We start from the raw sequence: 14,218 nt of genomic DNA, 5'->3' as shown, positions 1-14,218 counted from the left end.
TCGTTACTGTCTATAGCGCTCACGGCGCTGCTGATAGAGGGCAGCCAGCGCTGCCGTATTGCGATGCTCAAGGAGATCACGTACCGCGCCGGCCAGTCGCTCACCTGCCAGCATCAGTGTCTGTTGGCCCAACGATGCACTGGCGACATTGCGCACATCCTGCTCATGCTCACCAACCACACGGGTAAGGTCTACCAGATCGGGACGCAGTGCCAGCATCAACGACGTCTCCCACAACGCCCCCCGATCATGCATCGTTCCGTCAACCAGCTCCAGGGGCGAGACCGCCAGCGCGAGTAACCGATGCTGACACATCGCCATTTCCGCCGCCTCAATCAGCGCCAGGTCTTCGGCAACGGTACCGACCAAACCGGTGATAACCGCAACCTGACAGCCCTGATCGGCAACCATCGTCAGCCAGGCTGTCATCACCCGCTGAAAGACGCCCGTCTCAACAGTATCGTAGTGCCATAGGGTTGGATAGACAATCCCCCCCACACGTTGTGCCGCCCGCTCAACCACCGCAGTCGCAATCAGCCCGGCACTGCCAATTGGGAGATGGTCTGCTCGCGACGTATCCATGGCCCACGGTAACCAGCAGACCGGATAGTGAGCAAGGATGTGCTGGCGCTGATGAGGTAATAGTTCAACAGCACGCCCCCAGGTAAGACCCACACTCACAGATGCCTCCCCAACATCGCGATGGGTATCTGACGCTCGGTACGTGTCGCCAGATCGCGCCAGATCACATACTCACCGGCCCGTTCTGCTGCACCGACAATCACAACCGCCCTGTAATTACGTCGTGTTGCATCACGGAGATTGTCTTTAACGCTACGACCACGCACATCCTGCACGACAATATAACCACTGGCACGCAACCGCTCGGCAACCTGTAAAGCATAGGGGTAGTCATCATCACTCACCGCAGCAACCAGTACCGTTGTCGGTGACTCGCCGCTGCCCGTCGTTGCGGCTGCGGTTACCCGTTCAAGCCCATAGGCAAAACCAACTGCCGGGGTGGCATGCCTTCCTCCGAGTGCGCTTACCAGATCATCATACCGTCCACCGCCACAGAGCTGATTCCCCTCGCGGTCGTAAATCTCAAAAATCAAGCCCGTATAGTAGTGTAACCCACGCCCCAGCGCACCATCAATCACAACTCCCTCTGCAGGGATATGGTAAGCGGCGAAGAGGTTGAGAATCGCCTGTAGTTCGCAAAACGCTGCCGATCCGCTGCCCAGCAGATCGGCCAGCAGAGGGATAGCGTGTTCAGGCGGGCCACTGATGGTAGCCAGCCGGGCTAATTGTTCAAGAGCCGCTTCGACCAGGGGCTGTTCATCGGCGCGCCGTAATGTACGGAGCAGGCGCTGAAGCACCTCAGCCGGACTGCGCGTTCCGGTGCGCAGGTCGATCTGCATAGCGGACAGCACCCGTTCGAGCCAGCGTGCGGCCTGATCATCATCCAGACCGGCAGGAAGTTCCAGCCCCTCTGGAGGGGTACCGAGATTGGCCAACACCCGTTCACGCACGGGAGCAATTCCCTCTGCGCGCAACCGTTCGAGACTCCAGACCAGCAGACCACGGGTACGTTCCGGCAGTGCAAACCGCCTCAACAACTCGCGAGCCAGCCCAATATGCCCAATCCGAACCGTGTATTCAGTTACACCTACGGCCTGCAAACCAGCACAGGCAAGCGCAATCACTTCAGCGTCGGCACGTGGCGGTAGGCCGCCAATGATCTCACCACCGACCTGAGTAAACTGGCGATAGGTATAGCGTTGGGGACGTTCGTAGCGGAATACCGGCCCGGCATAGCTCAGGCGTAACGGCAGAGGCTGATCCTGCATACTGGCCACGTAAGCCCGTAATACCGACGCCGTCCATTCTGGGCGTAATGCCAGATCACGACCGCCAAAACTAAACTCGTAGACCTTACCAACCAGGTCTTCACCGAGTTTACGCAGATAGAGTTCGCGATGCTCGATGACAGGTGTATCAATCATCTGATAGCCGTAACCGGCCATCGTCTGTTCGAGAATACGTTGTATGTATCGGCCATGCGCGAATTCCGCAGGATGGACATCACGCATGCCGCGTACCAGATCAATACTCACAGCGCCTCCCATCAGTTGCTGCTCCTTATTCCATTGTAACCGACGCAGAGATGTTGCGTGCAACACCACTCTGACCATGCGGCATGACGAAAAAAGAGCACAGCCTGCTGTGCTCTTTTTATCAATTCTTGCTCCCTGAGATACATCGCGCAAGTGCGCACCAGAATGCTGCGTGAACCGCGGATCATGCTCTCGTTACTTCCAGATTGGCTGTGTCGCATCGTGTGGCGTGCGGCAGCATGGCTGCCGCACCAGCCGTACTCACGATCCAGCGCCTGTCACACCGTTGACCCTGCTGGGCACGAGGGTGCTGCGTGTGCGCGTCACGATCACGGCGTCTGTTAGCAATGAATGCGATAACTTCCAGTACGTAGCAACCTGCGACGATGACAAGTAGGGGCACGGCATGCCGTGCCCCTACTTACATCAATCGTACCGGCTCTTGCTCACAGAAGTACATCGCTCAGGTGCAACACCAGGGTAGTGATTTAGACAACGTATCAGTTTGCGATCAGACGACACCGACAATGACCGCTCAACGCCCAAGGAGATCGCGCACCGTGCTCAACAGATTGGTCAGATTACCCGTCTTCGGCACATAGGCATCGAAGCCCTGGGCCACAAACTCACCCGGCGTCTTTTCAGTGCGAGCGGTATGCGCGATGATTGGACAGGTAATACCCATGGCCCGCAGGTCGCGTAAGACCATCAACCCATCCCGATCAGCCATACTGATGTCGAGAATGATGATCTCAGGCGCAAACTCACGCACCTTTGCCAGCGCCTCAGCCCCACTCCCAACTGAAAGCACCTCGTGACGCCCAACGTGACGGAGCACTCGCTCAAACATCGAACGGGCCGTATAGACATCATCGACAAGGAGAATTCGGGCCATCGTTCTTGCTCCTTTGCTAACCCAACCATCACCGGTGATAGATGACCAACGACATTGCCGGTCAATCAACCTTTCGCCTTATGCCGGTTCACTACCGGCCCGCATCCGCGGTAGCGAGAAGAAGAAGATGCTACCTTTACCCAATTCACTCTCTACCCACATCCGACCACCGTGCAGTTCAACTAACCAGCGGCAGATCGAGAGACCAAGCCCGGTACCGGCATGCTGGCGCGTATCGGCATTTTCGATCTGCTCAAATTGCTGGAAGATACGCTCTTGATCTACCGGTGCGATACCGATACCGGTATCACGCACCCACAGCACAATCTCATTGGTATCGACACGAGCACCAACTGCAATTTCACCTACCTGCGTAAACTTACAGGCATTTGAAACCAGGTTCAGCAAGACCTGCCGCACCCGTACCTCATCGGCAAACACTGTCGGCAATGGTTCGCGATACTCGCGGCGCAACTGGATAGGGCGGTCATTGATCAGTGCCTGCGCAGTACGAAGTGTTTCTTCCAGGAGTGGGCCTAATGCCAGATTCGTCTTGTTCAGCTCAAGTTTCCCGGCCTCAACCTTTGCCAGATCGAGAATGTCGTTGATCAGTCCTAACAGATGCTGACCGCTCCGCCGAATTTCGGCAATGTCTTGCAGTACCTGCTCATCAATCCGAACGTCACCGTACATTTCAGGATGTTCCAGTATAGCTGTGCTGAAGCCGATAATAATGTTGAGTGGAGTACGCAATTCGTGCGACATTGTGGCCATAAAATTGGCTTTCGAGCGATATGCCGCTTCAGCAGCAGTGCGCGCTTCTTCAAGCTCAAGCGTGGTACGGTAGAGCTGCTCATTCAAGAGATCGCGCTCAAGCAGTGCCCGCTCCAGCGTCGCCTGCGTCTCTCGCAGCAACTGCTCACGCCGCTCGGACTTTTGGGCTGTATCAATCGCCCAACTGATCGTTCCGCGCACCACATAGGCCGCCGCCCAACTGAGCGTCGCTGCGCCGAACAACAGGGCGATCAGCAGCAACAGATGACCGATCACCTCGAACCAGGTCGGTCGTGGCTGCCCGATCAGGTCGGCACCCAGCAAAAGGAGCAGGTACAGCAAAATTGCGGCCTGTCCGGCACGAAACGGTGCACGTGACGAGACCATGATCCCGGCAGCAAAAACCCCCAATACCGAGAGGTAGATAAAGATATTGTTTGTAAAACCAAAGGCAGCACAACTCAGCACGGGTAATAATGTTATTGCGGCAACGATAACGATACTGGCCATACGTAAATCGCCTCGCCGCCGCAGCCGATCACTCACCGCGAGGCAGATGAGCAGTAAGCCGATAATCAGATAGGGCCAGACATTGCCACTCCAGCGATTGAGGAGCAAAATACCGGTCGCCGCTCCTGCCAGCGTAGCCAGCAGGATGAGCATCGGTGGTAACAGGTCGGTGACCAACCCTTCATCGGGCGTTGCGACCGGAGTGCGGGCGGGGTTGAGAGTACGCGCAACCATTGGCCTTTATCCTTCGCGAGCGTTATGAATGGATTGCCTGTTCGTATTGTAGCTGTTGTGTGCCTGTCATAAAGATTGAAAAATGATGAAAGAGGCCGGAATTCTGGCATTATGATAGCACATGTAGATTTATTTGATGTAGCACGAATTTGCAATGATGGACACCAGACGGACAACATGATTACGCGCAAGAGGCGATTCTGCGTGGATGCCGTTGACGTACCATCATGCGCGAAAAGGGGTCGCATCCGCCATCCGGAACATTATCACGATGACCGGTTGAGTGAAATTGTCATATCCATCGTTGCCAGCCTCCACACCGGGGTAGAACGTATGGATGAGCAATGATCAGAGGTTCGGTGTAGATCACAGTGGTGCGATGGTTGTTACGCCAAAAAGCGAGCCGTGCACCTCCAGACGCAAAATGCCATCCGGCACGGTGAGCGCTACCCAGCGGAGCAGGCTACCTGTATATCCTGATATCCTGTTCAAGCACGTACACCATAGCCAAACGGGGCCGGACTGTTATAGCAACTCAAGTTGCCAGCTATGCTATGAGCATCTCACAGAGGCTGACTACCAGGACGAACAGCACGATGTTGTGCGCAACATCGTGCGACGTAACTGCATGAACGACGGGGGGAGCATCCACTTACCGTATTACCGTAGACACGCCAGGTCACGCCTCACGGTAGCAACTCAGATAATGCCCATCCTCTGAGTCCTCCGTGCCTCTGTGGTGACAACGGTAGCAACTTTGGTTATAGAAACAAACCGCTCATATCCCGGTCATTGCCGTATCCAACACCTTGCGAAACACCTCCATATCACTACGGAGATCGGCCAGGCGTTGCTGAACATTGCTGCTTGCCGAAGTCATCGCCACCGCATCGGCTGTACGCAAGCGAATAACTTCGGCCAGGATCGTATCGAGACTGGCATCGATGTTCGCCAGTTGGGCCTGAATGCGGTCAATATACAGCCGCAAGTCCTGAAGATGTTTTTGTTGATCAAGCAGCGCTTTACGGCGCTCCTCAAGCTGCTGGCGGGTAAAGGGGTCAATCGTTGCACTAATCTGCCAGTCGAGTTGGGTTACCTGTTGAGTGAGGCGCTGGTAATCGTTCGATGCCAGATAGCGTTCAATGATCTGGCCCTTATCGGCAAGGAAATACGCTTCTTCGACTAAATCACGGGTCTGCGTGACAATATTCGTGAGAATACCGGCCAGTGCCCCCTGTGTTCCGGCCACTGCCCGCTCTACCTCGCGCTGTGAACGTTCGATCTCGTTGATGGCAGTGCGCAACAGCGGACTGCTAATCCGTGGGCGTGGACGAGCCGGCGGGGCCGTCAAAAAGGGATCTTGCACCGCCAGCCATACGACGACACCATAGATCACCAGTCCAAGCAGTAACCACCAGATGGTGAGGGTTAATCCGCCGAAGATGGCAGCCACCAGCACGAGTACGGCGAGTGGTTGCCGGGCAGCGATGCGTAATGCCTTCATACGACCTACCTACAGTTGAGCAAGAGCCATCTTCCAGGCGAACGTACTCTCTCACAACATACCCACGCCGGCGGTTTGCCCCAATCGTGGTTTAGAAGTAACGACTCAAATTCTCAAAGATTTGGGCAATATCACCCGTATCACCAACCACAACGATGGTGCGGGAAAACTCGGCAATCGCCTCGAGCACCTCGCGGTCGGCATCACTGCCGTAGGCTACCGGAAAGATCGAGATACCGCTCTCATCAAACTGACTCCGAATCTGTTCAATTGTCGCCCGACTGGCATTATCGGCACCGTCAGAGAGCAGCACAATTGCCCGAATCCGGTCATCCTCAGCCGGCGGTAACGCCTCTAACGTCTGTCGTGCCAGGTCGAGGGCATCAAACAAGGCAGTACGACCAGAGGCGCGCATCTCCTGAACTGCGATCTGCAAGTCAATCCGATTGTCACTCAGCGGTGCCATGGGAGCCACCAGTCGTGCCTGCGAGTCGAACGTAATCATCCCCAGCCGGTCTTCAGGCAAGATTCGTATCAGGAAGGTTTCGATTCCTGCCTTCACCATCGTCATCTTATCACCTTCCATCGAGCCAGAAGTGTCCACTACCAGCAGAATATCGGCCCGTTTGCGATTGAGTTTCCACGAGTCTTTGACAGCGACGATTACCTCGGCGGATGGCACGGCCAGCACTGTCTGGACACCTTGCGGGTCGGCACCGAACGCCGGACTGATCGGATCGGTTAGCGGAACGTTGGGATTAGCCGGTCGAAAGCCGTATTGCATTGCCGCCCGCTGACTCTCTTCACCGATCAGAAATTCATAGAACCGTTCGGCAGCAGCCTGTTCATCGGCGCTAGCACTCGCCATAACGATGAATGGGTTGTCGTGCCAGAAGGTACCTTCGGCTGGATAGATAGCGACCAGAGGCGTCGGAGGTGGGTTGAATTTGTTAAAGTCGATGAGCGTAATCTCTTCCATCGGAAAGGCCGAGATGTAGCTCATACCGAATTTCTTCATGTTTTCGCTGAAGATCAGTGTGTTGTAGCCGTAATGTTTGATGCTACGTCCCAACTGACGGATGAAGGCGGTCGCCTGCTCACTCTGCACGTCGGCAACGGTCAACCCCTCGCGCTTGCCGGTGGCAGCGTAGAATTCGGCAATCAGTGTGCTGAGCGCCGTGGTGCTGATCTCCGGATCGGTGTGTCCCCACGAGAAGCGTCCCCATTCCGGGTGCCCAAAGCGCCCCCAACCCTGCGGATCGTTCGTCAGATCGAGAATGTCTTTCCAGCCAATCGGACGGTTCGGCCAGCCCATGGCCTCTGCCATCGGCTTCCACATCGCAATCACCACCGGCGTCAGTACCAGCGGCTTGTTCGAGATGGCAACATTCTGGTTGCCGGTCTCTTGCTTCAACACTTCCAGCCAGGTGCTGGCCGACGGACTCCAGACCGTTACTTGCAGCGTGCCATTCTTGATCTCGGTACGGGCTGCACCCGATGATTTGTTGACACCCTCGACTATCACACGTCGATCATTGACGATAACCCGCTGCTCGTTAAAACGGGCAATCTGTTCGGTCAGCCATTTCTCTTTCTCCGGGCTGTAGGCAATGGTGATGGTGACAGGATTGACATCCCCTATACCCACTGGCAAGAGATCACCGCAACCGCTCAGTCCAAACAGAAACAGCAACAGTATGGTCACAAACGTACGACGACGTACTGCCATAGAGCGATATCCTTTCACAATTGTATGTCCACGTCTAAGGTCTCCTGACTTCTTGCCATGTGGCAATCAGTTCCTCCACGACCTCTAGCGGAGGAAGCTGGAGCTGAGCAGTAATATCGAGCTGTACGCCAAGATCACGTTCGCGGTAGCGAGTAAAGAGCGACGAGGTGTCATCGAAATTGATCGTCACCTGGGGAATGACCGGACGAAAACCGTATTCACGCATGGCAATCGTCTGTTCTGCCGGACTGCGCAGAAAATCGCGCAGGAGGAGGGCTGCTGTGCGCTCATTACTGTCTACCCACGGCGCACTCAAGACAACGTAGGGATGATCGCTCAGCAGTGTTGCCGCCGGATAGTAGACACGTAACCGCAAACCGCGCCCTTCTCCTTGCCGAAACGCCTGAAGCGCCAGATTTTCGTAGGTCGTAATAATGTCGTACATCCCAGGGCGAACAATGAAATCGGTCGTCAGGGTACCGGTACTGTCTGGCCAGTTGGGCACGCGAGTACTGATCTGACGGAGCCAGTCCCGGAAGCTTTCATCACGCACTTGATCAACCGTCAGGCTGGCAGTCTGGTGGTATTGTGCAGCCAGAATGATCAGGGACTGCAATCCACCATTACTCTGCACTGGTGAGGAGATACCAAACTTAAGCTGGTTTATTTGATCAGGCAGTTGACGTTGCCAGAGTTGCCAGGGATTAACAATATCTTTCGTTGAAGGAGCATCACGCATCAGTGCCACTATTGGGGTGAGTGCCAGTGGCGAGGCCGGGTCGCGCAAGAGATCGGGATACTGCCGTTGCAGCTCTGCTAACTGAATGCTACTCGCCGGGCTGATGACTGTTGGCTCATCCCCCCGCCCAATGGCGCCAATCAACTCTTGCGAACCGGATACTCGTAAACGCACCTCGATGCGCCGTCCGTTGATCGTCGGGTTCGTTTGGGCAAAGCGGTCTAGCGCACTGCGCAGCCAGGCTTCCTTCTCGGAGCTAATTGCCAGCTCGATTTGAACTGGTGGTGCGGCAGTAGGTAACGGCAGCGGTGCCCAACCAACTGGCCCCCATATAACAGTAGTGATCGTTAGCAGAGCAGTCGCCAGGAGATATACACCGGCAATTGTGCGAGAGATGCTGCGCATGCACGTCTCTTTCAATTTCAAGCGAGCAGAGGTTTGATAAGTGCACTGACCAAACCTATCGAAAGACGAAATCTTCTCTAATAACAATGGTAGCACTTCTCTGCTACCAGTATAAAAACAATATGCCTGCTCCACAACAAAGATACGTTTATATCAGGCTAATCGTTGCAGGCACATGTACCTTACCTATCACAGCAATCTGCCAGGACTCGGCGCAATACACTCGGTCGTGGATATTTGCGCGTCGGGCTAGAACCTGTTTCAAATCCAAGTTGCTATCTTTATCACCACAGAGACACAGAGGACACAGAGGAGGGGCATAATCAGATTGGCTATCTCAGAGCGTGACGTAGTGTGTCGATGGGAATTGGCCACTACCCACCTGGTTCATACGGTTACGCTTTGCGATGTTGCGCGTAGTGTCGTGCTGTTGATTATAGCAGTCAGTCTCACGTGGACTGCTCACAGCACAGGTGGCAGCCTGGGTCAAAGCAGGTTGGCTCATGTTCAAAAGTGGTGTAGCCAAATCAACTGAGAGCTACTACTGGGAGCGATACCACACCCACAGCCTGGACACGCTAACGCTTGCGGATAGAAAAAGCCCTTAACCACGGCGCACCACGCGCATCCCCCAACGGTCAACCATCAGTGTTTTCTGCGGCGTAAGAGCCGCGCAAGAATGCACCCTACTGCACTGAGTTTAAACATGAGCCAGGTAAGTTTTCCCGCACTGACCAACATCTCTCCGCTACTGGCGACTTAATCGATTTGTAGACAAGACTTAATGTTTACTTAATAATTCAATGATAATTGATTAATCTCCATTCCTTACCATAGAAAGCCGAGTAATATGCACAAAGCAAGTGGAACATTATGGCCACGCACATGCCCAAACAAGAGCGCCATCCCAATACGTTGCGGCGCGAACACCGTGAATGGTTACTATTTGCACTATTCATTGGCCCTAATCTGTTTCTCTTCACCATTTTCACCTACTGGCCGCTTATCTACAACGTCTATCTGAGCATGGTGCGGTGGGATTTTCTTCGTCCCACAAAGCCATTCGTCGGTCTCCAAAATTATATCGCTGCCTTCAGCGATCTGCGGTTCTGGAACATTATCTGGCAAACGGCCACCTTTACCGTCTGGTCGGTTGGCCTGACCCTGGTTCTGGGCCTGCTGCTGGCTCTGCTGCTCAACCAACCACTGCGCTATCGCAACACCGCTCGTGCAATCGTTTTCGCACCGGTCGTGATTTCGGGTGCGGTGGTGGCTGTGGTCTGGAGCTATATCTTCGATCCGCGATACGGGCTGATCGATCAACTACTCGGCTTCTTCGGCCTCGACTCACCCAACTGGCTGGCCGACCCATTCTGGGCAATGCCCGCCGTGATCATCGTGTATGTCTGGAAGAATATCGGCTACGCAGTTGTGATCTATCTGGCTGGCTTGCAGAATATCCCGCGTGAACTGTACGATGCCGCACGGGTTGATGGTGCTGGTGCGTGGGAACGCTTCTGGAATGTCACTCTTCCCGGTCTCTCACCGGTTGCCTTTTTCCTCTCGGTAACCAGTGTGCTGACCTGTTTTCAGGCGTTCGATATGATCCGTGTGCTCACGAATGGTGGCCCTGCGGATGCCACAACGACCCTGATCTTCCATCTCTACGAGCTGGGCTTTGTCTCTTACGATGCCGGTAAAGCTGGAGTCGTTGCGGTTGTACTGTTCCTGATCATGCTCGCATTGACCATTGTGCAGATCCGATACCTCGAACGACAGGTGACATACGGATAAGACCTGGATTGGTATGATGACAACTAACGAACTTGAGCATCCATTCCCATCAACTGTTACTCGCCGGCGCTCGCTCCCGCTCTCGCTGTTGATGTGGCGTATCGCCGGTTACCTTGCCCTGATCGGCGCAGTGCTTGTCATTGGCTTGCCGGTCTACTGGACAGTGATGGCGGCATTTAAAGAGACCCGCGAGATTTATTCGTTACCAGTAACGTGGTGGCCGGCAAATCCGACTCTCAACAACTTTCCGGCGGCCTGGCAGGCAGCTCCATTTGGCCGGTATTATCTGAATAGCTTCATTACTACGTTCTTTGGCGCTGCCCTCGAAGTCACCCTCGCTCTCTTCTCGGCCTACGCGCTGGCCTATCTACGGTTTCCGCGTAAAGACCTGGTCTTTCTACTCCTACTGGCTGCGCTGATGATCCCGGTCGAGATTACGATTGTGCCGAATTATCTCACTATTGCCCGTCTCGGCTGGATTAACACGTATCAGGGCATCATCATTCCAGGGGCTGCTATTGCCTACGGTACCTTCCTGTTGCGGCAGGCATTTCTGGCCGTACCTCGCGAAATCCTCGAAGCGGCGCGAGTCGACGGTGCCGGTCACCTGCGCATCCTCTTTAGCGTAGTCGCCCCAATCACGCAGCCTGCTATCGTGACGATGGCCCTGCTCTCGGTGGTAAGTAAGTGGAATGAATTTCTCTGGCCGTTGATTGTTACGAATACGACCGATATGCGCACATTGCCGATTGGCGTCTTCTGGTTACGGAACAGCGAGGGATTAGCCAATTGGGGTGTGGTGATGGCCGGATCACTCTTTCTCATTGTACCGGTACTGATCGCCTTTCTAATTGCTCAGCGGGCTATTGTTGAAGGGATGACTGCCGGTGCGGTGAAGGGATGACCCTATTCCTGGTGCAATACGGGTTTGTGCCGTATGCAAATAGTCTAATGTCAAGAGGAGACACCATGAAACAGACCCTTACCCGGCGCGAATTGTTGCGCCTGATGATGGCAGGTAGCGGTGCGGCAGTGCTGGCGGCGTGTGGGGCACAAAGCGGGCAATCAACCAGTCAGGCTCCCACAGCCCCGGCGGTTGTCAGCCAGCCCGGTTCGACGGTCAAGATCACGTATTGGGGATCGTTCAGCGGTAATCTGGGTGAAGCCGAGCAGGCGATGGTCAAGGCGTTCAACGACTCACAAGACGAAGTTGAAGTCGAGTATCAGTTCCAGGGCAGCTACGAAGAGACCGCGCAGAAGTTTACAGCGGCATTACAGGCCAACACTACTCCCGATGTCATCCTGCTTTCGGATGTCTGGTGGTTCAGTTTCTACCTCGCCAGTGCGATCACTGCCCTCGATGATCTCGCCCGGCAGGTCAATCTTGATTTCAGCGATTACGAGCCGGTGTTGTTGAACGAAGGGGTTCGCAAGGGCGTTCACTACTGGATTCCATTTGCCCGCAGCACGCCGCTCTTCTACTACAACAAAGACATTTGGGCCGAGGCCGGCCTGCCTGACCGCGCTCCAGAAACCTGGGCCGAGTTCGCAGAATGGGCACCAAAACTGGTAAAGAGCGATGGGAGCCGGGCAGCCTTCGGTCACCCTAACGGCACCAGTTATATCGCATGGCTCTTCCAGGGTGTTGTCTGGCAGTTCGGCGGTCAGTACTCGCAACCCGATTTCACCATGGCCATGACCGATCCCAACACCCTACGCGCCGCCCAGTTTTATCAGGACACCGTGCTTAAGGAGAAATGGGCAATCCTCTCGCCCAATCTGAATCAGGACTTTATCGGCGGTGCGATTGCCTCGATGATGGCTTCAACGGGAGGATTGGCCGGTATTCAGGCTACTGCTACCTTCCCGGTTGGCGTTGGCTTCCTGCCCCGCGAGACCAACTTCGGGTGTCCGACAGGTGGTGCCGGTTTAGCGATTGTCAGTCGCACACCCGCCGAGAAGCAACTGGCCGCGATGAAGTATATCGCGTTTGCGACCAGCCCCGCCAATGCCGGCGTATGGGCACGCAGCACTGGCTATATGCCGGTGCGCATCAGCACCAAGCAAACCCCGGAGATGGTTGAGTTCTTCAACCAGAACCCGAATTTCAAGACCGCGGTTGATCAGTTGCCGAACACCCGTGCGCAGGATGCGGCCCGCGTGTTCGTGCGCAATGGCGATCAGATCATCGGTAAGGGGCTGGAGCGGATTATTGTCAATGGCGAGACGCCAAGTGCCGTTTTCGCCGAGGTCAACAATGAATTGACACAGGCTGCTCAGCCAATTCTGGAAGACCTGAAAGCTGTTGAGGGCTAGGTCCTTTCGGTATCTGAAACAGGAGAGTGAATCGGTCTGCTCTACGGGCCGGTTCACCCTCCAACGCCAGACATGGTAGAGAGTGTTGATACAGTAACGTCTGTGTTCAATGACGATGTATGACAATTGGCGGTAATGGCGCATCAATACAGATAACCGATGACATACTACTTTCCATTGTCACGAGAGCTTCGGCGCAACAGTAGCGATTGTATCCAGGTAGACGATAGTATCCATCACCGATCCGGTATATTGCTGTGTGCGTATAGATACGTATAGGCGCTATGGCACAACAACATCATTTCACCCGGTCGCTATGTTGACCATCACCAATCCCAAAATTGCCGGTTTTAAGCCGTGCTGGGCTACGTACCGGGGCTTGACCATCCTGTTTGACAATATCGGATTACGGCGCGACGGGCCATGGTTAAGACTCGATTGCGCACTTGATGCCATTCCCGAATATACACTCTACCGCGGTCTGCGTGCCGCGATGTGTACCCTCAACACTGATCAGCTTTTACGCCGGTATCTGCTGTGTGCTCTACCGCCGGCAACCTATCACGTTACCCTTTGGGATGGGCCAAACGATGGGAATGTTGCCCAGGCCCTACCAGAAGTACGACAGCGAATTGAAGATTTGCTGATCGATATTCCCGGTGCTCTCAGCCACGGCAATCTCATCAGCGGCACCATTGCCGGTTCACCACTGATCCGTCGGCGCGGCTGGCAGATGAGCTTTACCGTGAAGAGTCTAGTTATTGTTCATCAAGCCGCTTTGGTGGCATTGCTGGCGCCCACCGCCGAGACACTGGACACCTTCACTACCCTCAACGGCCTGCGCAGCTCCTGGAACGCTACTTTCCGCAGTCGCTTCGGCATAGCCGCCTACGAGCCGTACATGCCGCACATTACCCTTGGTTATTTTGCGCACGCAGCGCTGGCCGAGGAAGCGCAAGCAGATGTACCGGCCTGGGAAGAGGTTGTTTTACACTACACTGCCGGCACCAGTATCACATTCCGCAGTGCCAGCCTCTACGGAATGCTTGATATGGTTACCTTCTTTCGCACAGTTCGTTGAGAGTTGGGGAAACCAAGAGTCTGTGTAGAACTTATTTCATAAAAGCTGTGCTATCGTGCTGCACGACCGTCGTCCTGGTGCATGAACGCTTGCCAATCAGCAACGATAGCCGACCCGGCT

Annotated in this window: 11 protein-coding genes; 4 read left to right on the top strand and 7 right to left on the bottom strand. The window is 54.9% G+C overall.

Annotated features, from left to right (window positions below; genetic code table 11):
- Positions 1-3: 3 nt before the first annotated feature.
- The 7 genes from VAE57_RS12255 to VAE57_RS12225 form a co-directional block, all read right to left on the bottom strand.
- Complete coding sequence (locus tag VAE57_RS12255) at positions 4-681, bottom strand: hypothetical protein (RefSeq protein WP_322822160.1); 678 nt, start codon at positions 679-681, stop codon at positions 4-6.
- Complete coding sequence (hisZ, locus tag VAE57_RS12250; protein WP_322822159.1) at positions 678-2,129, bottom strand: ATP phosphoribosyltransferase regulatory subunit; 1,452 nt, start codon at positions 2,127-2,129, stop codon at positions 678-680. The genes VAE57_RS12255 and hisZ overlap by 4 nt, the downstream gene beginning before the upstream one ends.
- A gap of 523 nt (positions 2,130-2,652) precedes the next feature.
- Entirely contained in the window at positions 2,653-3,012 is a 360-nt protein-coding gene (locus tag VAE57_RS12245) for a response regulator (protein WP_287158469.1), read from the bottom strand.
- Between the two features lie 78 nt (positions 3,013-3,090).
- Complete coding sequence (locus VAE57_RS12240) at positions 3,091-4,530, bottom strand: sensor histidine kinase (protein WP_322822158.1); 1,440 nt, start codon at positions 4,528-4,530, stop codon at positions 3,091-3,093.
- 778 nt (positions 4,531-5,308) lie between these two features.
- Positions 5,309-6,034 (bottom strand): hypothetical protein, encoded by a 726-nt coding sequence (locus tag VAE57_RS12235; protein WP_322822157.1) that lies wholly within the window; start codon positions 6,032-6,034, stop codon positions 5,309-5,311.
- A gap of 91 nt (positions 6,035-6,125) precedes the next feature.
- The gene (locus VAE57_RS12230; protein WP_322822156.1) at positions 6,126-7,763 is read right to left on the bottom strand and encodes a VWA domain-containing protein; all 1,638 of its coding nucleotides are present in this window, start codon (positions 7,761-7,763) and stop codon (positions 6,126-6,128) included.
- 34 nt (positions 7,764-7,797) lie between these two features.
- Positions 7,798-8,907: a substrate-binding domain-containing protein gene (locus tag VAE57_RS12225; RefSeq protein WP_322822155.1), complete on the bottom strand. Its 1,110-nt coding sequence runs from the start codon at positions 8,905-8,907 to the stop codon at positions 7,798-7,800.
- A gap of 873 nt (positions 8,908-9,780) precedes the next feature.
- Between VAE57_RS12225 and VAE57_RS12220 the strand changes: the two genes are divergently transcribed.
- From VAE57_RS12220 to VAE57_RS12205, 4 genes are all read left to right on the top strand, one after another.
- A complete protein-coding gene (locus tag VAE57_RS12220; protein ID WP_322822154.1) occupies positions 9,781-10,701 on the top strand; it encodes a sugar ABC transporter permease in 921 nt (306 codons plus the stop codon).
- 13 nt (positions 10,702-10,714) lie between these two features.
- Positions 10,715-11,605: a carbohydrate ABC transporter permease gene (locus VAE57_RS12215; protein WP_416208450.1), complete on the top strand. Its 891-nt coding sequence runs from the start codon at positions 10,715-10,717 to the stop codon at positions 11,603-11,605.
- A gap of 65 nt (positions 11,606-11,670) precedes the next feature.
- Positions 11,671-13,017, top strand: coding sequence for an ABC transporter substrate-binding protein (locus tag VAE57_RS12210; RefSeq protein WP_322822152.1), 1,347 nt, complete (start codon positions 11,671-11,673; stop codon positions 13,015-13,017).
- A 316-nt stretch (positions 13,018-13,333) separates the two neighbouring features.
- The gene (locus VAE57_RS12205; RefSeq protein ID WP_322822151.1) at positions 13,334-14,098 is read left to right on the top strand and encodes a hypothetical protein; all 765 of its coding nucleotides are present in this window, start codon (positions 13,334-13,336) and stop codon (positions 14,096-14,098) included.
- The last annotated feature ends 120 nt before the right edge of the window (positions 14,099-14,218 follow it).

The organism is Chloroflexus sp. (genome assembly GCF_034434295.1).
In the GTDB taxonomy this organism is placed as follows: domain Bacteria; phylum Chloroflexota; class Chloroflexia; order Chloroflexales; family Chloroflexaceae; genus Chloroflexus.
The sequence above is the reverse complement of the archived record's forward strand: the minus strand, read 5'-3'. Positions and strand labels throughout refer to the sequence as shown.